Origin of the sequence: Brevibacterium gallinarum (genome assembly GCF_014836885.1) — a bacterium.
GTDB classification, from domain to species: domain Bacteria; phylum Actinomycetota; class Actinomycetes; order Actinomycetales; family Brevibacteriaceae; genus Brevibacterium; species Brevibacterium gallinarum.
The window spans coordinates 235,928-254,622 of sequence record NZ_JACSPY010000003.1; the positions used below are offsets into that span (position 1 = coordinate 235,928).

Consider the following 18,695-nt stretch of genomic DNA (forward strand, 5'->3'; position numbering starts at 1 on the left):
AATTGATTGCCGACCAGAAAGGCGGAAGGTGAGCGAAGAGACCGAGATCAGCCACGAACAGCAGCACCTCGACACCGTCTACGCGCGTCTCGACGCGCTGCGTGAGGAGACCGCTGCCAGCCTCGACCACGTGCGCCGGACGCATGTCGGGGGCAACCACCAGAACCGTTCGGAACGCGATGCCTTCGCCAGCATGTATGAGGATCAGCTCATCCGCCTGCGCAATGCCGAAGAGGGGCTGTGCTTCGGCCGCATCGACACCGTCACCGGCGCCACAACCTACATCGGGCGCATCGGGATCTCCGCGCAGGACCGCACCCAGCTGCTGATGGACTGGCGGGCCCCGGCCAGCGAGCCGTTCTACCGCGCGACTGCCGAGAACCCCGGAGACCTCACCCGCCGCCGGCACATCGCCACGCGCCGCCGGCGCGTCATCAGCGTCGAGGACGATGTCCTCGACCTGTCGGCGCTCAATGACCAGCAGCGCGCCGGGCTGCACGGCGAAGGCGCGCTCATCGCCTCCCTCGACGCCCATCGCACCGGCCGGATGGGCGACATCGTCGCAACCATCCAGTCCGAACAGGACCGCATCATCCGCCGTCCCCTCGATCGGCTTGTGGTCGTGCAGGGCGGACCGGGCACCGGCAAGACCGCAGTCGCGCTGCACCGCGCGGCCTACCTGCTGTACCAGCACCGGGAGCGCATCGCGAAGTCCGGTGTGCTGCTCATCGGGCCCTCGCCGGTGTTCCTCAAGTACATCGAGCAGGTGCTGCCCAGCCTCGGTGAGACCGGTGCCGTGCTGCTGACCCCCGGCCAGCTCATGCCCGAGGTCAACGCCACCGCCCATGACACCGCACAGACGGCTGCGGTCAAGGGCGACCTGCGGATGATCGAGGTCATCAAGCGGGCGGTGCGCGCCTACCAGCGAGTGCCTGACGACCCACAGCAGCTCAAGACGATCAGTCACACGATCACCATGACCCCGGCGATGGTCAAGGAGGCGCAGGACCGGGCACGTCGCAGCGGCAAGCCGCACAACGGGGCGCGCCTGACCTTCGTCAAGCATCTGCTCAGCCTGCTCGCCGGTGCGCTGGCGGCCGCGAAGCACTACGAGCCCACGCCCGAGGTGCTGGCTGAGCTGACCGACGAGCTGCGCCGGGCCCGCGATGTGCGCGTGGCGATCAACCTGTGCTGGCTGCCGCTGAGCCCGCGCGGAGTGCTCGATGCGCTGCTGAGCAAACCGCACCGGCTGGTGCCCGCCGCCGACGGGATCCTGAGCTTGGAGGAGATGGCCCTCATCCGCCGTGTGCGCGGCGGGCAGGTCACCGTTGAGGATGTGCCGCTGCTCGATGAGATCGCTGAGCTCATCGGGCCGAGCACCGAGGTGCTCGAAGCCCAGGAGCATGCCGGCACCGCGAATGCCGAGCTGGAGTACGCCCAGGCGGTGCTCGACATGACCGGCACCGGTGACATGGTGTCAGCTGAGACGATCGCCCAGCGCTATCAGCAGGACACCGACGAGCGGACCCTGGCTGAGCGGGCCGCGCAGGACCGCGAGTGGACCTATGGTCACCTCGTGGTCGACGAGGCGCAGGAGCTCAGTCCCATGCAGTGGCGGGTGCTGTTCCGGCGTGTGCCGAGCAAGTCGGCGACTGTCGTCGGCGACCTCGCCCAGGCTTCGACGATGGATGCGACGCGCACCTGGTCCTCGGTCTTAGCCCCGCACGTCGGCGATCGCTTCGAGATGGAGGAGCTGACGGTCTCTTACCGCACACCGGGACGCATCATGACCGTGGCCAACGAACTGCTGCAGGAGTACTTCCCGCAGCTGTCAGTCCCCTCGCCGGTGCGCGAGGGGACCTATGATCCGCTGGCTGAGGGCTTCGATGACATCGAGACGCTGTGCCGGAAGCTGCCGCAGATCGTGCGCAGCGAACGCACCGAACTCGGAGGCGGGCAGCTGGCCGTCATTGCGATGCCCGAGCACGTCGATCGGGTGGTGGCGGCGTTGGCGTCTGACCCTGATGTCGACTTCGCTGCCGGTCCTGCCGGGATCGATCACGCAGTCGCCGTCCTCGATCCCAGTGAGGTCCGCGGCCTCGAATTCGACAGCGTCATCATCGTCGATCCGGCGTCGATCGCCCCTGCCGGCAGTGCGGCGGGAGTCGGCCAGCTGTATGTCTCGCTGACCCGTTCGACCGCCCGGCTGAGGATCCTCAGCATCGGTGAATCGGTCCTCGCACCCTTCATCGCAGCAGAGAACCGCACATAAGGCGAGCTTGCGCCTCAGCATCCTCATCGGCTGCTGAGGCGCATCTTCTTCGGGGCAAAGTAAAAGCCGCCCGTGGCGTCGGCTTCCCCTCCGATGCCACAGGCGGCGTGCGCCTTGGGCGCACGTTTTATCTTACACACACTTCTGGCCGTTTCACGAACCGGATCCAGCTTCTTCTCACAATTCGTTCAGCAGGGTGAGCAGAGTGCTCATGCTTCTTCGTCGCGCTCGGCGCGCAGCGATTCGATCGCTGCCTCGAAATCTTCCAAGGAGTCGAAGCTCTGGTACACGCTGGCGAACCGCAGGTAGGCGACCTGGTCGAGTTCGCGCAGCGGTTCGAGGATCGCCAGGCCGACTTCGTCGGCTTCGATCTCAGCGATTCCCTGCGATCGGATCTTCTCCTCGACCTGCTGGGCGAGCTTGGCGAGATCGTCCTCCCCGACTGGTCGGCCTTGGCATGCCTTGCGCACGCCGGCAACGACCTTCTGCCGGGAGAACTCCTCGGACACGCCCGAGCGTTTGACGACCGACAGGCTGGTGGCCTCCATGGTGGTGAACCGCCGGGAGCACTGCGGGCACTGGCGGCGTCGGCGGATCGACGAGCCGTCCTCGGCGGTGCGCGAGTCGACGACGCGCGAGTCAGGGTGGCGGCAGAATGGGCAGTGCATCAGGCCTCCATTCCCGGCTTGCCGCGGCGCAGCCGAACGGCTTCGCCGTGGGCGGGCAGATCCTCTGCAGCTGCCAGCGTTTCGATGTGGTCGGCGACCTCGGCCAGTGCCGCAGCCGGGTAGTCGATGACCTGGCTTCCCTTGAGGAAGGACTGCACGCCGAGCGCCGAGGCGTAGGCGGCGGTTCCGCTGGTGGGCAGCACGTGGTTCGACCCGGCGCAGTAGTCTCCGAGGGCCACCGGTGAGAACGGGCCGATGAACACGGCACCGGCGTTGGTGATCTGCTCGGCTGCGGCGTGCGGGTCGCTGACGAGCACTTCGACGTGCTCACCGGCATAGGCGTTGACCACAGCCAGTCCAGCCTGTCGGGAGGCGACCTTGAGGATCGCGGACTGCTCCCCGGACAGTGCGGTGCGGATGCGCTCGACGTGTGTCGCAGCGGCAGCCTGGCGCGTGAGCTCCTGCTGCACGGCCTCGATGAGGTCCTGGCTTTCGGTGACGAGCACCGAGGCGGCCATCGGGTCGTGTTCGGCCTGGCTGATGAGATCGGCTGCCACGAGTGCCGGGTCCGCGGTGTCGTCGGCGAGGATGATGATCTCAGTCGGCCCGGCGATGGTGTCGATGCCGACGACCGAGCGCACCCGTGCCTTGGCGGCTGCGACGAAGGCATTGCCGGGCCCGGTGATGAGATCGACCGGCTCGAGCTCTTCACCGTCATCGAACCCGTAGGCCAGCGCGGCGACGGACTGGGCTCCGCCCATCGCCCAGACTTCGTCGATGCCGAGCAGTCCAGCAGCTGCGAGCACTGTCGGGTGGGGCAGGCCGTCGGCCTGCGGCGGCGAGACGATGGCGATCGAGTCGACGCCGGCGGCCTGGGCGGGAACGGCGTTCATGATGACGGTTGAGGGGTAGACGGCCAGTCCGCCGGGGACGTAGAGACCGACACGTTCGACCGGCAGCCAGCGCGATGTCACGGAACCGCCACCGGAGAATGCGGTTGTGGCTGAGGAGCGCCGATCGCTGTCAGCGACCTGCCGGCAGCGGCGGATGGTCTCCTCCAGCGCTGCGCGCAGCCCGGCGTCGAGGCTCGCACAGGCAGCGGTGAGCTCCTCGGCGGGCACCCGCAGCCGTTCGGGGAGCACCGCGTCGAACTTCTGCGTGTACTCCAGCACCGCAGCCCGGCCGCGGATCTCGACATCGTCGACGATCGGGATGACCGCCTCGGCCGCGGAGGCGGAATCGAGGCGGGCGCGCGGCACGGACCGGCGCAGCGTGCGACGGTCGAGCGGCGTGTCGGTGAGGTCGAGGACATTCATGAGCGCGTGAGTCACGCGCTCCATTCTACGTCCTCTGCCTTCCTGCCGTCCGGCGCCCCGCACAGCGAGAAGCGCGGCGCCTGCCGGCTCTCAGAAGATCGATGTGGTCGCTGGGGCAGTCAGGCAGCTGGGCCCGAGCAGACCCTTGAGATCGCCGAACAGGCTCGGGTCCGCCGTCACCCGCAGGCCGCGGTCGAGGCGCATGATCGTCGTGCGCTCGCGATTCGTCAGGCACAGCCGCACCTCGGTCTGGCCGGGGTTGGCCTGCAGGATCATCTTGAGGTTCTCGACGAGGTCCGGTGTGCAGCGCTCGACCGGCATCGACACGTACAGCGGCCGGTCGGCGCGATCGGTGACGTCCGGGATCGTCATCGACATCGCCATGAGCGAGGTCGGCCGGTCATCGGAGCGGCGGATCCGCCCGGTGACGGTGATGACGAGGTCATTGGTCAGCAGGGTGGCCACCGGCTCGTAGGTGTCGCCGAAGAACATCACCTCCATGCTCGCTTCGAGGTCTTCGATGGTGACGATCGCGTACGGGCGACCGGAGTTCTTCGAGACCTTCCGCGAGACCTGGGTGATCATGCCGCAGATCTTGGTCTGGGATCCGTCCGGGCGCTTGTTCTCCGGGTCGAGCAGCTGAGCGATCGAGCCCTCTGATTCCGACTGCAGGATGTCCTCGAGCCCGTTGAGCGGATGGTCGGAGACGTAGAGGCCGAGCATTTCGCGTTCGAAGGCCAGCAGCTCCTTCTTCTCCCACTCGGTGCGCTCGGGGATCTTGACCGCGAAGCTCGACTCGTCCTCCTCGCCGAGGCCGGCGAACAGGTCGAACTGGCCGGCGGCTTCCTGGCGCTTGACGCCGATGACCGCATCGACCGCCTCCTCGTGGATCTCGACGAGGCTGCGCCGGTTGTGGTCTAGCGAGTCGAAGGCGCCGGCTTTGATGAGCGATTCGATGGTGCGCTTGTTGCACACCTGGCTGGGCACCTTGTCGAGGAAGTCATTGAAGGAGGTGAACTTGCCTTTGTCCTGCCGGGCTTCGACGATGCCCTGCACGACGTTGCCGCCGACGTTGCGCACCGCTCCCATGCCGAAGCGGATATCGTCGCCGACCGGCGTGAAGCTGTTGGCGGATTCGTTGACGTCCGGCGGCAGAACGGTGATGTGCATGCGCCGGCACTCGCTGAGGTAGAGGGCGAGCTTGTCCTTGTTGTCCCCGACTGAGGTCAGCAGGGCGGCCATGTACTCGGCCGGATAGTGGGCCTTGAGGTAGGCCGTCCAGTACGACACGAGCCCGTAGGCTGCTGAGTGGGCCTTGTTGAAGGCGTAGTCGGAGAAGGGCAGCAGGATGTCCCACAGCGCCTGGGCCGCCGCCTCGGAATAGCCGCGTTCCTTCATGCCGCCGAAGAAGCCGACCTGCTGCTTGTCCAGCTCGGCCTTCTTCTTCTTGCCCATTGCGCGGCGCAGAATGTCTGCTTGGCCGAGCGAGTAGCCTGCGACCTTCTGCGCGATCGCCATCACCTGCTCCTGGTAGATGATGAGGCCGTAGGTGGTGTCGAGGATCTCAGCGAGCGGTTCGGCCAGCTCGGGGTGGATCGGGGTGATCTCCTGCAGGCCGTTCTTGCGCAGCGCGAAGTTCGTATGCGAGTCCGCGCCCATCGGGCCGGGCCGGTAGAGCGCGATGGTGGCGGAGATGTCTTCGAAGTTGTCCGGGCGCATCATCCGCAGCAGTCCGCGCAGGCCGCCGCCGTCGAGCTGGAACACACCGAGGGTGTCTCCGCGGGAGAGCAGCTTGTAGGACTCCTCGTCGTCGAGGGCCAGGTGCTCCAGGTCGAGTTCGAAGTCCTTGTTCAGCCGGATGTTCTCGATCGCGTCGGAGATGATCGTGAGGTTGCGCAGGCCGAGGAAGTCCATCTTGATGAGGCCGAGGCCCTCACAGGTGGGGTAGTCGAACTGCGTGATGACCTGCCCGTCCTGGAACCGGCGCATGATCGGGATGACGTCGATGATCGGGTCAGACGACATGATGACGCCGGCGGCATGCACACCCCACCCGCGTTTGAGGCCCTCCAGGCCCTTCGCGGTCTCGAAGGTCTCCCGCGCCTCGGGATCGGTCTCCAGCAGTTCGCGGAACTCCCCTGCTTCGCCGTAGCGCGGTGCCTGGGGCTCTTCGATGTCGGCCAGCGGGATGTCCTTGGCCATGACCGCCGGCGGCAGCGCCTTCGTCAGCTTCTCGCCGAGGGAGAACGGCTTGCCCATGATGCGGGCGGAGTCTTTGAGCGCCTGCTTGGTCTTGATGGTGCCGTAGGTGACGATCATCGCCACGCGCTCGTCGCCGTACTTCTCGGTGACGTAGTCGATGACCTCACCGCGGCGACGATCATCGAAGTCGACGTCGAAGTCGGGCATCGACACACGGTCGGGGTTGAGGAACCGCTCGAAGATCAGTCCGTGCTCCAGCGGGTCGAGGTCGGTGATGCGCAGGGCGTAGGCGACCATCGAACCGGCACCCGAGCCGCGGCCGGGGCCTACTCGGATGCCGTTCTCCTTCGACCAGTTGATGAAGTCGGCGACGACGAGGAAGTAGCCGGGGAAGCCCATCGAGATGATGACGTCGAGTTCGTAGTCGGCCTGTTTGCGCACATCGTCGGGGATGCCGTTCGGGTAGCGGTAGTGCAGGCCCTTCTCGACTTCCTTGACCAGCCACGAGGTCTCGTCCTCACCGGGCGGGCAGGGGAACTGGGGCATGTAGTTGGCGCTGGTGTCGAAGGAGATCTCGCAGCGCTCGGCGATCTCAAGGGTGTTGTTGCACGCCTCAGGCATCTCCTTGAACAGTGCGCGCATCTCCGCCGGCGTCTTGAGGTAGTAGCCGGAGCCGGAGAACGCGAAGCGGCTGCCGCCCTGGTCGTAGGTCGGTTCGATGAGCTTCGAACCTGACTGCAGGGCCAGCAGCGCTTCGTGGGCCTTGGCGTCGGATTCGTGGGTGTAGTGCAGGTCGTTGGTGGCCACCAGCGGCAGGCCGAGGTCCTTCGACAGGCGCAGCAGGTCCTTGACGACGCGTCGCTCGATCGTCAGACCGTGGTCCATGATCTCGCAGTAGTAGTTGTTCTTGCCGAAGATGTCGCGGAACTCCGCTGCGGCTCTGACGGCTTCGTCGTACTGACCGAGTCGCAGCCGCGTCTGCACTTCTCCCGAGGGGCAGCCGGTGGTGGCGATGAGGCCTTCGGAGTACGTGTTGAGCAGCTCGCGATCCAGGCGCGGGTACTTCGCGAATGCGGAGTCCAGACTGGCCAGCGAGGATGCCTTGAAGAGGTTGCGCATGCCGGTGTTGTTCTCCGCCAGCAGCGTCTTGTGCGTATAGGCACCGCCGCCGGAGACGTCGTCGCCGCGCTGGCTCTCATCAGTGCGCCACTTCACGCGGGTCTTGTCGGTGCGCGCGGTGCCCGGAGTCAGGTAGGCCTCAACGCCGATGATCGGTTTGATGCCGGCGTCGGTGGCCTGCTTCCAGAAGTCGAAGGCGCCGAAGAGGTACCCGTGGTCGGTCGTGGCGATCGCGTTCATTCCCGAGGCCTTCGTCGCCTGCATCAGGTCGCCCAGGCGGGCGGCCCCATCGAGCATCGAGTACTCGGTGTGCACGTGCAGGTGTACGAAGTCCTCAGCCACGGATCCTCTTTCTCACAGTCGGCATGTCCCGCTCCCGGCGACGCACACCAGTCTAGCGATCATCAGGGACATCGCGGCTGTGAGGTGGACCCGTTTCGCGTGTTCAGCCTTGGGCGACGCGCAGCCGGTCGAGGGCGGTCTGCAGATCCTCGGGATAGTCGCTGGTGAACTCGACCCACTCCCCTGTCTCCGGGTGCGTGAATCCGAGTTCGACGGCGTGCAGCCACTGGCGTTCGAGGCCGAGCTTCTTCGCCAGCACCGGGTCAGCGCCGTAGGGCAGGTCACCGCAGCAGGGATGCTTGGTGGCGGCCATGTGGACGCGGATCTGGTGGGTGCGGCCGGTCTCCAGCTGGACTTCGAGCAGGGTTGCCGAGCGGTAGGCTTCGATGACCTCGTAGTGGGTCACGGCATGCTTGCCGTCGGTGCGCACGGCGTAAAGCCCGTCGCGGCGCAGGTTGCGGCCGATCGGCGCTTCGATCGTGCCGATGACAGGGTCGGGAAGTCCCTGGACGAGCGCGTGGTAGGTCTTCTTCACCGTGCGCTGCTTGAATGCGCGTTTGAGCACGGAGTACGCGTGTTCGCCCTTGGCGACGACCATGACGCCGGAGGTTCCGACGTCGAGGCGGTGGACGATCCCCTGGCGTTCGGCCGCACCCGAGGTGGCGATGTCGTATCCGGCGGCGACGAGACCGCCGATGACGGTCGGGCCGTGCCATCCTGCCGCTGAGTGGGCGGCCACTCCGATCGGCTTGTCGACGACGACGAAGGCGTCGTCGTCGTAGATGATGCGCATGCCCGGCACCGGCTCGGCGTCGATGCCCAGGGGTTCGGGTTCGGCTGGCATCTTCACGTCGATGCGGGATCCGGCGATGAGCCGCTCGGACTTGCCGACGACGGCGTCGTCGACGCGCACGCCGTCATCGGCGGCGATGGCTGCTGCCGCGGACCGGGACAGGCCCAGCAGCCGGCTGAGGGCCACATCGACCCGTTCGCCTTCGAGGCCTTCGGGAACGAGGAATGATCGCTCGGTCATGGCTGCGCTCGCGCCTCCTCTGTAGGGGTGTCATGGTCGCCGCGTGGTGACTTGTCGTCTCCGGCCGCGGTGCCGTCGACACTGATGTTGCGCAGGGTCGTGAGCACGATGGTCACGGCCGCCGCCGAGATCGCGATGTCGGCGACGTTGCAGACGAAGAAGTACAGGTCGATGAAGTCGACGACGGCGCCGTGGAAGAAGCCCGGCGGCCTGAACAGCCGGTCGACGAGGTTGCCGGTCAGACCTCCGAGCAGCAGCCCCAGACCGGCCGTCCATGCGCGGGACCCAAGCCTGCGGCTGAGGACGAGGATGGCGATGAAGACGCCGATGGCGATGAGAGCGAACAGCCAGGTGGTGCTCTCTCCCATGCCGAGAGCAGCACCGGGATTGCGGTAGAACGTGAAGCCGGCGAGTTCGCCGATGACCGGGATGCGCTCACGGCCTTCAAGCGTCTGGACTGCGATGAACTTCGTCAGCTGGTCGACAGCGAGCACGGCGAGAGCGATCGCGAACAGCACGATGCGCAGACGTCGGCTGCTCGTCTGCGGCACGGGCGTCCTCCTCGGTTCGGTGATTCAGCTGTCCATCATACCGATGACCAGCAGCTTCGCACACACGCGCAACGGCCGGCCGCCCGATGGCGGCCGGCCGTTCCGGCGGGATCTGCTGACTCAGCGCAGGTGAGTCAGATCAGGTGCCTCAGATCGAGTGACCCGGCTGCTGATTGCCGCCGAGAGTCTCCGGGGCCAGCGATCCGGAGTTCTCCAGGTCGCGCAGCTGATCGGTCAGGTAGCTCTTGAGGCGGGTGCGGTACTGGCGCTCGAAGTTCTGCAGACCGTCGATCTCACGCTCGAGGCTGGTCTTCTGGCTCTCCAGGGTGCTGAGGGTGTCGTCGCGCTTCTTCTCAGCGTCCTTGACGATCTGGTCGGCTTCGGTGCGGGCCTCGGAGATGAGCTTATCGCGGGTGCGCTCACCTTCGGCGACGTGCTCGTCGTGCAGGCGCTGTGCCAGCGAGATGAGGCCGTGGGCGTCCTGGTCACCTCCGCCTGCTCCACCGGCGACAGCGCCGACGGCGGCACCGGTGCCGGCTGCGGCGGCGTTGGAGCCGTAGCCGTTGGCGGCAGCGCCCTGCTGGGTCTGCTGCGGCTTCTCGTCAGCCTGCTCACGCGGTGCGTCGGCCGACTGCTGCGGGGCGACCAGCGGCGAGGCGGCCTGCTCCTTCTTCTCGTCGGCGGCCGGGGCCTCGTTGACGTCCTGCTCCGGCACGGCGGCGGGCATTGCCTGGGTTGCCTGGGGGTCCTCAGCCGGCTGCTGGGCGGCCGGCTGCGATCCGATCGTCTGGGCGCCGGTCTGCTCGGTGCCTGCAGCACCCTGACCCTGGCTCAGCTCCTGGTTGCGCTGCTCGCACGCCGAGAGCTTCTGACGCAGCTCGTCGTTCTCCTGGTAGAGGCGACGGAGTTCAAGGACGACTTCATCGAGGAAGTCATCGACTTCCTCCTGGTCGTATCCCTCGCGGAACTTCACATGCTGAAACCGCTTATTGACAACATCTTGAGGCGTAAGCGCCATGAGGCCACCTTCGATCGGAAATCGTCTTTACTCTACTGTTATACAACAGATGTCGATGCCACTGTACAGCAACGCCGGCTTATTTGTCGTGCAGGCCTTGCCATGATTCGCATCATAATACGCCTTGCCCTTCAGCCGGGTCTCGATCACCGGGCGCGGCGCGGAATCCATCACGTGCTTGATATTGCAGTTCTGTCACATTCACACGAGGCGAATAGCTGTGTGCAGAGTCCGGCTGCGGCTTTCACAACCGCGAAAAGGGAATGTCACATTCCCTGGGCTGCCAGGCTGAAGAACACGCCGGCGAGGATCTGGACTGCGATGAACACGAGGATGAAGCCCAGGTCCAGAGAGATCTGGCCCAGGCGCAGCGGCGGAATGATCCGGCGCACAAGCTTCACCGGCGGGTCGGTGAGCGTGTAGATGATCTCGGCGAGCACGAGGATGAAGCCGGTGGGCCGCCAGTCTCGCGCGAAGACCTGGATGAGGTCGATGACGACGCGCGCCAGGAGCACGAAGACGTACAGGCTCAGAGCCTGGCCGATGATCCAAAACAGCAATGACACGAAGGCTTCTCCTGAGGGAACGCAGACGGCGGACTACATTCAAGCGTAGTCCGCCGTTGCCGTGAATGCCGAACCGGGAGCCGCAGCTGCGGCCAGCCGCCTCAGCTCTGATTGAAGAAGCTGGCCTGGTGGTCGCCTGCGGCTTCTTCGGTCGATACCTCGATCGACTCGGGAGTGAGAAGGAACACATTGTTGGTGACCTTCTCGATGGATCCGCGCAGGCCGAAGATGAGGCCGGCGGAGAAGTCGACGAGGCGCTTGGAGTTCGCTTCGTCCATCGCCGAGAGGTTCATGATGACCGGCACGCCGTCACGGAAGGCGGTGCCGATGGCTTTGGCGTCGTTGTAGCTGCGGGGGTGGATCGTCTGAATGCGCTGCATGGCGGTGGCCGGTGCACTTTCCACAGGACGAACGGACGGGCGGATCGGAGTGACAGCAGCTGCCGGCGGCTCGAACGGCTCGGGTTCGGCTTCGAGGCTGTCGTCAGCGTAGTCGTCGTACTCGTCCTCGTAGGTACGGCGCTGTTCGGTGGGCTGATGACGCAGGTCCTGCTCGTCGTAGTCCTCGACGAATCCCAGGTAGCTGCCGATCTTCTTGAGAGCGGACATGGGCGACTCCTCGTGATTGCGGGCGTCCTTCGCGGTTCGACATGCAAAGGTCTTAGTGAGAACGTACCCCACCGGCAGGTGATGGCCGGGAAAGCGCTGCGGGCGTGTCGAAAGTTCGGGTGAAGTTCTCACCGCGGCTGTGCGGCAGGCTCCATCCAGATGACTCCGGCGAAGCGGCCGGTGACGGCGTCGCGCCGGTAGGAGAACAGGTCGGGACTGTCGTAGGTGCAGGCGGAGACCCAGCGCTCGAGCCGCACGCCTTCCCGCCGCAGCTGCTCGGCGACTCCGGCGGCGACGTCGATGGCTGGGGTGCCTTCGGCTGAGACCGAGGCGGCAACCGGTTCGATCGCTGCGATCTCCTCGCGCAGCTCGACCGGCACCTCGTAGCGCCGCGGTGAGATCGATGGGCCGATGATCGCCGAGATGCTCTGCGCCCCGCGCTGCCGCATCGCCTCGATGGCGGCGGTGACGACACCGGCGGCCATGCCCTGACGCCCAGCGTGGACGCTGGCGATGACCCCGGCATCAGGGTCGGCCAGCAGCACCGGGGTGCAGTCGGCGACGAGGACGGCGAGCCCGAGGTGGGTCGATGAGGTCACCTGGGCGTCGGCTTCGACGGTGTCGAGCGGGACGGAGGCATTGAGCTCGTCGAGGGCCACAGAGTGCACTGCGGTGCCGTGGACCTGTGAGGTGAAGCTCAGCCGGTCGGCCTGCAGTCCCAGGACCTGGGCGAGCATATTGCGGTTGGCTGTCACTGCGGAGTCGTCGTCGCCGACTCCGCGCCCGAGGTTGAGGGAGTTGTAGGGGGGAACGGAATAGCCGCCCCATCGGTCCGAGAACGCCGCGTGGGCAACGCGGTGGGTTCCCGGAACGACGAAGCGGCTGTGCAGCATGGGCCGTTCCCGTCTTATTTGAGGAAGTCGGGGATGTCGAGGTCGTCATCGAAGCTGTCGACCTTCTCATCCGGCAGCTCCCGCGGAACCGGGGCTGCGGAATCTCCGCTGGAACCTGCCGCAGCCTGCGCATCGTCAGATCCGCTCGATGAGGACTCGTCCGAGCGCAGGCTGTACGGGCCCGCCTGGGCACCGGAGTCGCTGCCGGCAGCACCTGCTGCTGCGCCGGTGCCTGCGGCTGCCGCGCCGAGGGCTGCGGACTGGTGACCGGATTCGCTGCGGCCGGAGTCTGCAGAGCGGCGCTCATCCGAGGACTTGCCGGCTGCCAGTGACGGTGAGCCCTCCACAGCGCCGACCGGGGTGTCGAAGCCGGCGGCGATGACGGTGATGCGGCATTCGTCGCCGAGGTTGTCGTCGATGACGGTTCCGAAGATGATGTTGGCTTCCGGATGCGCGGCTTCCTGCACGAGGCGGGCGGCCTCGTTGATCTCGAACAGGCCGAGATCGGACCCGCCCTGGATGCTCAGCAGCACGCCGTGGGCGCCTTCGATGCTGGCTTCGAGCAGCGGCGAGGCGATCGCGGCCTCGGCCGCCTGCACAGCACGGTCGTCGCCGACGGCTGAGCCGATGCCCATGAGAGCCGTGCCGGCGTCCTGCATGACGGACTTGACGTCGGCGAAGTCGAGGTTGATCATGCCCGGCGTCGAGATGAGGTCGGTGATGCCCTGGACGCCCGAGCGCAGCACCTCGTCAGCGGACTGGAACGCCTCGATGACGGAGACGTTGCGGTCCGAGATCGACAGCAGCCGGTCGTTCGGGATGACGATGAGGGTGTCGACTTCCTCGCGGAGGTCGGCGATGCCCTTCTCGGCCTGGGCCGAGCGGCGCCGGCCCTCGAAGGTGAAGGGGCGGGTGACGACGCCGATGGTCAGCGCGCCGAGTCCGCGGGCGATGCGGGCGACGACCGGTGCCGCACCGGTGCCGGTGCCGCCGCCTTCGCCAGCGGTGACGAAGACCATGTCGGCGCCTTCGAGCGCTTCGGTGATGGCCTCTTCGGAGTCCTCTGCGGCCTTGCGGCCGATCTCCGGGTCGGCTCCGGCGCCGAGCCCGCGGGTGAGGTCGCGGCCGATCTCGAGCTTGAGGTCGGCTTCGGAGAGGAGCAGCGCCTGTGCGTCGGTGTTGATTGCGATGAACTCGACGCCCTTGAGGCCGACGTCGATCATCCGTTGGACAGCGTTGACACCGCCGCCGCCGGTACCGGCAACCTTGATGTCCGCTCCGGATTGTGGGAATTCAGCCAAGTCGGTTTCCTCTTTCGACGCATCGGGCCCATGCGGGCGTGTGGGCCTATTTTGCCTTCATGTCGACGCTATGGCCCGCTCCCCCTCAGCGCAACTCTCGCACGCGGTGTGTCGAAAGCTTCTGCCCCTGCGGCCCCCATCGGATCGCCGGCCGGGCGCTCACGAGGTGACCGGCACCTCGGGCACGGAGACGTCGATCGTCTGCGCCCCGGTGTCGACGAGCTTGGAGGCGATGTCGAATTTGCGGGCCGCCTCCTCGGCGCTGCCGAACCGGATCGTCACCGGGGAGGCGTCCTCGCCGGGGCTGTAGTCGATCTCGATCTTCGCCGGATTGCCGGCGCGCACGACGCTGATCTGCTCCGGCACACCGTCGGGCAGCTCGTCGAGGAGCGCCAGCGCTGCACTGATCGTTGCCTTGCGATCGGCTCCGGAGGTGAGTTCGAGGCGGGCCAGCCCTTCGGGCTCGCCGGTGACGGTGTCGATCGTCGTGCCGGTGGCGTCGACTCGGTCCCAGCCGGAGCCGGCGCGCACGGCGATGAGCGGGACCCGGTCGGTGACCGTGACGGCCAGGGCGCGCGGGCCGGCCCAGCGGACCGTGGCCGAGGCGGCCTTCGGCAGGCGTGTGAGGGCGGCCTTCTCGACTTGGCCGGGCATGGCCTGCGGCAGCGGGGTGCCGGACCAGTCGGTCAGCACCGCGTCTTCGATCTGCTCGGCGGTGTAGAACTCACTGCCCTGCGCCTTGACGCTGGTGATCGCCAGCACCGGGGAGAACCAGGCGGCCGCCAGCAGCCCGATGATGAGGGCTGCGCTGACGGCGATGATGAGGAGGCGCGTGAGCCGGGCGCGGCGGCGGGCGGCGAGCCGGTCGGACAGGCTCGCGGTCGTCTCGGTGCGGCCGGTCTGCGTCTGCGTCATCGCCTGCCGGTCACCAGGCCGTTTCGAGTGCGGCGACGATCTCGGGGCCGAGGATCGTGACATCGCCGGCGCCGATGGTGATGACGATGTCACCGGGCTGGACGCGGGAGACGACGGTCGGCACGGCATCGGAGAAGGCCGGCAGGAAGGTCGCGCTGCCGTGCGGGACCTGTTCGGCGACGATCGCTCCGGTCACTCCCGGGATCGGGTCTTCACGGGCGGGGAAGACGTCGAGCACGATCGCCTCATCGGCGATGCCGAGCGCCTGGCCGAACTCCTGCTTGAAGTTCTGGGTGCGGCTGAACAGGTGCGGCTGGAAGATCGCGTGCACCCGCCCGCCGGGGGCCACGACCGAGCGGGCGGCGGTGAGCACGGCGCTGACCTCGGTGGGGTGGTGGGCGTAGTCGTCGTAGACGCGCACACCATGGGCGGTGCCGCGCAGCTCGAAGCGACGGCGGGTGCCGCCGAATCCGGCCAGGCCCGCAACAGCGGCATCGAGGTCGCCGCCGAGGTGGTGGACGACGCAGAGCGCGGCAGTGGCGTTGGCAGCGTTGTAGGCGCCGGGCTGCTGGAGTTCGACGTCGAGGTCACGGCCGTCGAGGGTGACGGTGAAGGCGGTGCCGACCTCGCCGGGGCGCAGGTCGGTGATCGGCACATCGGCGCTCTCGGAGAAGCCGTAGGTGACGACGGTGGTGCCCTCTGCCGCGGCCTGAGCGGCGATCTCGCGGGATCCGGCGTCATCGGCGCAGGCGATGAGCACACCGCCGCGGCTGCGCACATGGCCGGCGAAGTCGACGAAGGCCTGGCGCACCCCGGCCCAGTCGCCGTAGTGGTCGAGGTGGTCGGCCTCGGCGTTGGTGATGACGGCTACGGCCGGCTCGTAGAGCAGGAAGGAGCCGTCGGATTCGTCGGCTTCGGCGATGAACGCCTCGCCGGTGCCGTCGTGGGCGTTGGTGCCCGAGGCGGTGAGCACTCCCCCGATGACGAACGACGGATCCCCGCCGCCGGCCTGCAGTGCGACTGTCGTCATCGACGTCGTCGTCGTCTTGCCGTGGGTGCCGGCGATCGCGACGGTCGTGCGTGCGTGCATGAGCCCGGCGAGTGCGGCCGAGCGGTGGATGATGCGCAGGCCCTGGTCGCGGGCGGCGGCCAGTTCCGGGTTGTCCCGGCGGATGGCTGAGGAGACGACGACGGTGTCGACGTCGGCGATGTTCTCCGCCCGCTGCCCGATCGCGATCTGTGCGCCGAGGGCGCGCAGGGCCGCGACGACGGAGGAGTCCTTCGCATCGGAGCCGGTGACGGTCATGCCGCGCATGAGCATGATCCGGGCGATGCCGGACATGCCGGCGCCGCCGATGCCGATGAAGTGGACGCGGCCGAGTTCAGCGGCCGGGATGATCGGCGTGTCAGGGGCTGCTGCCATCTGTCAGTCGTCCTTTGTGCGTTCTTTGCGGTTGAGCAGTTCCGGCGGGTACGGCCGGTGCGGATGCTCCCGGCCGAGGGCCGCATACATCTTATGCACCATCGTGCGCGCGGCTGCCATCGGGAAGTCGGCGGCCAGGGCAGCGTCGCTCATCGCCTGCAGGCGCACCGGGTCGGTCAGCAGCGGCAGGATCGTGCCGGTGACTGCGGTGGTGTCGAAGTCGGCGTTGTCGATCATGAGCGCAGCGCCTGACTCGACGAGGCCGGCGGCGTTGAGCCGCTGTTCGCCGTTGCCTATCGCCAGCGGCACGAACACCGTCGGCACTCCGGTGATCGACACCTCGGCGACGGTGCCGGCACCCGAGCGTGCGATGAGCAGGTCGGCGGCGAGGTAGGCGCTGTGCATCCCGTCGACGTATTCGACGACGTGGTAGTCCGGCACCGAGGCGGCTGCGGCGGCGACCTCGGCGGCTTTGCCGGCGCCGGTGATGTGGAGGATCTGCACGCCTGCTGCGGCGATCTCCTTCATCGCGTGGGCGAAGGCCTCGTTGAGCCGCTGGGCACCGGATGATCCGCCTGTCACGACCAGCGTCGGCAGGTCCTCGCGCAGTCCCAGGTGCCGGCGGGCGGCGGCCCGCTGTGCGGGGTCGGTGTAGTCGACGATCTCGATCTGGGAGCGGATCGGCATGCCGACCTGGCTGCCCTTGAGCGGTGTGCCGGAGAAGGTGTAGCCGATGTTGGCCGCAGGGGTGAATCCGGCGCCGAGGCGGTTGGCCAGTCCCGGTCGGGCGTTGGCTTCGTGGATGATGACGGGGATCTTCGCGAGTCTGGCGGCCAGGTAGGCCGGTGGGCAGACGTAGCCGCCGACCCCGACGACGATGTCGATGTGGCGCTTGCGGATGAGCCGGCGGACTTCGCGCACGGTGCCGGCCAGCCGGCCGGGGAAGCGCAGCAGGTCGGCGTTGAGGCTGCGTGGGGCCGGGACCTTGTCGATGGTGACGAGCTCGAAGCCGGCCTCGGGCACGAGGCGGGTCTCCAGGCCTGCGGGGGTTCCCAGCATGATGATCTCGGCTGCCGGGTCCTGGAATTTCAGGTCCTCGGCGATGGCGAGCATCGGCGCGACGTGTCCGGTGGTGCCGCCGCCGGCGAACAGGGCTGTCAGGGGTCGGGTCATGTCCTCTTCTTCTTCCGTAGGCGCAGCGGGGAGGAGGCGAGCACGGCCAGGGATTCGCGCACCCGGGCGCTCTGGGCGCGCATCGCCTCCTGCGCCCCGGATTCGGCGCGCGCGAAGGCGAGTACGACCCCGGCGGCGATGCAGGTGGCCAGCAGTGCTGAGCCGCCGTAGGAGACAAAGGGCAGCGGCACGCCGATGACCGGCAGCACCCCGGAGACGACGCCGATGTTGACGAGTGCCTGGCCGATCAGCCACATGAAGATCCCGGCGGTGGCGGCCTGGATCATCCGGTCGTCGGTGCGCATGACGATGCGGATGAGTCCGCAGCCGAGCACGGAGAACAGCAGCAGCACCGCCACGGAGCCGAGCAGTCCGAGCTCCTCGCCGATGATCGCGAAGATGAAGTCGTTGTGCGCCTCGGGCAGCCACAGCCACTTCTCCCGCGAGGCGCCGAGCCCCACCCCGAACCAGCCGCCGGAGGCCAGGGCGAACAGCCCGTGGTTGGACTGCCAGTGCTGGCCGAGCGGGTCCATCGCCTCGTGTTCGTGGCCGACGAACATTGCGCGGATGCGGGCCATGCGGTTGGCGCTCGTGAGCACGAGGAGGGTGACGACGGCGGCGATGCCGAGGAAGGCGGTGATGAGGTAGCGCCACGGCAGTCCGGCGACGAACACGGTGCCCAGTGCGGTGGCCATGACGATGAGGGCGGTGCCGAGGTCGCGTCCGGCGAGCACGAGCCCGAGGACTGCGACGAGTCCGATGATGGCGGGCATGAGCTCTTTGAGGGAGGTGAGCTTGGCGGCCTTGTGGGCGAAGAACGTCGCCAGCCAGATCGCCAGGGCGACTTTGGTGAATTCGGCGGGCTGGCCCTGGAAGCCGCCGATCTTGATCCAGCCGGCGTTGCCCTGCACCTCGTGGCCGAGCCCGGGGACCAGCGGCAGGGTCTGCAGCGCGAGCGCGCCGATGAAGATGATCGGTGCGGCCTTCTTGAACCAGGCCACCGGGGCGTAGGACAGCGCGATCATCACCGTCACGCCGATGAGGGCGTAGATGCCCTGCCGATTGAACACGGAGAACGAGGAGCCCTCACCGGCCCGGTAGGCGGTGATCGAGGAGGCCGAGAGCACCATGATGAGGCCGAAGCCGATGAGTGAGAGCACGGAGATGAGCACAAGGTAGTAGCTGGTGACCGGCAGGTTGAGCAGCCGGCGCAGGCTGGCCATCACGCCGGTCTCGCGCGAGAAGTCAGCCGCGCGCGTCCGCCGGGTCTCGGCATCGTGTCGCAGCGAGGCCAT

15 protein-coding genes are annotated in these 18,695 nt (G+C 67.4%); 1 reads left to right on the plus strand and 14 read right to left on the minus strand.

Translation table 11 applies throughout. The features are described from left to right. The first annotated feature begins 28 nt into the window (after window positions 1–28). Window positions 29–2,272 (plus strand): HelD family protein, encoded by a 2,244-nt coding sequence (locus tag H9634_RS05210; protein ID WP_191725683.1) that lies wholly within the window; start codon window positions 29–31, stop codon window positions 2,270–2,272. A 209-nt stretch (window positions 2,273–2,481) separates the two neighbouring features. Here the strand turns inward: H9634_RS05210 and nrdR are convergent, their stop codons facing one another. The 14 genes from nrdR to ftsW form a co-directional block, all read right to left on the minus strand. After that, complete coding sequence (nrdR, locus tag H9634_RS05215; protein ID WP_102160528.1) at window positions 2,482–2,940, minus strand: transcriptional regulator NrdR; 459 nt, start codon at window positions 2,938–2,940, stop codon at window positions 2,482–2,484. Continuing rightward, a complete protein-coding gene (gene hisD, locus H9634_RS05220; protein WP_225210596.1) occupies window positions 2,940–4,280 on the minus strand; it encodes a histidinol dehydrogenase in 1,341 nt (446 codons plus the stop codon). Before hisD ends, nrdR begins: the two co-directional genes overlap by 1 nt. A 66-nt stretch (window positions 4,281–4,346) precedes the next feature. Then, complete coding sequence (dnaE, locus tag H9634_RS05225; RefSeq protein WP_404801669.1) at window positions 4,347–7,874, minus strand: DNA polymerase III subunit alpha; 3,528 nt, start codon at window positions 7,872–7,874, stop codon at window positions 4,347–4,349. A gap of 148 nt (window positions 7,875–8,022) precedes the next feature. Next, window positions 8,023–8,952, minus strand: coding sequence for an RluA family pseudouridine synthase (locus tag H9634_RS05230; RefSeq protein ID WP_191725685.1), 930 nt, complete (start codon window positions 8,950–8,952; stop codon window positions 8,023–8,025). Continuing rightward, a complete protein-coding gene (gene lspA / locus H9634_RS05235; protein WP_191725686.1) occupies window positions 8,949–9,503 on the minus strand; it encodes a signal peptidase II in 555 nt (184 codons plus the stop codon). The genes H9634_RS05230 and lspA overlap by 4 nt, the downstream gene beginning before the upstream one ends. Before the next feature lie 148 nt (window positions 9,504–9,651). Beyond that, window positions 9,652–10,521 (minus strand): DivIVA domain-containing protein, encoded by an 870-nt coding sequence (locus tag H9634_RS05240; protein ID WP_191725687.1) that lies wholly within the window; start codon window positions 10,519–10,521, stop codon window positions 9,652–9,654. A 266-nt stretch (window positions 10,522–10,787) separates the two neighbouring features. Then, on the minus strand, window positions 10,788–11,087 hold the full coding sequence (locus H9634_RS05245; protein ID WP_165882732.1) for a YggT family protein: 300 nt from the start codon (window positions 11,085–11,087) through the stop codon (window positions 10,788–10,790). Between the two features lie 101 nt (window positions 11,088–11,188). Continuing rightward, the gene (locus tag H9634_RS05250) at window positions 11,189–11,695 is read right to left on the minus strand and encodes a cell division protein SepF (protein WP_175294943.1); all 507 of its coding nucleotides are present in this window, start codon (window positions 11,693–11,695) and stop codon (window positions 11,189–11,191) included. A gap of 128 nt (window positions 11,696–11,823) precedes the next feature. Next, window positions 11,824–12,588 (minus strand): peptidoglycan editing factor PgeF, encoded by a 765-nt coding sequence (pgeF, locus tag H9634_RS05255; protein ID WP_191725688.1) that lies wholly within the window; start codon window positions 12,586–12,588, stop codon window positions 11,824–11,826. Window positions 12,589–12,602: 14 nt separating this feature from the next. After that, window positions 12,603–13,889 carry a cell division protein FtsZ gene (gene ftsZ / locus H9634_RS05260; protein ID WP_175294945.1) on the minus strand — a complete coding sequence of 429 codons (1,287 nt, stop codon included), beginning with the start codon at window positions 13,887–13,889 and terminating at the stop codon, window positions 12,603–12,605. Between the two features lie 159 nt (window positions 13,890–14,048). Then, window positions 14,049–14,804, minus strand: coding sequence for a cell division protein FtsQ/DivIB (locus H9634_RS05265; protein ID WP_175294946.1), 756 nt, complete (start codon window positions 14,802–14,804; stop codon window positions 14,049–14,051). A gap of 10 nt (window positions 14,805–14,814) precedes the next feature. After that, complete coding sequence (gene murC / locus H9634_RS05270) at window positions 14,815–16,227, minus strand: UDP-N-acetylmuramate--L-alanine ligase (protein ID WP_175294947.1); 1,413 nt, start codon at window positions 16,225–16,227, stop codon at window positions 14,815–14,817. A 3-nt stretch (window positions 16,228–16,230) separates the two neighbouring features. Next, window positions 16,231–17,400, minus strand: coding sequence for a UDP-N-acetylglucosamine--N-acetylmuramyl-(pentapeptide) pyrophosphoryl-undecaprenol N-acetylglucosamine transferase (locus H9634_RS05275; protein WP_191725689.1), 1,170 nt, complete (start codon window positions 17,398–17,400; stop codon window positions 16,231–16,233). Next, window positions 17,397–18,695: a putative lipid II flippase FtsW gene (ftsW, locus tag H9634_RS05280; RefSeq protein WP_175294949.1), complete on the minus strand. Its 1,299-nt coding sequence runs from the start codon at window positions 18,693–18,695 to the stop codon at window positions 17,397–17,399. Before ftsW ends, H9634_RS05275 begins: the two co-directional genes overlap by 4 nt.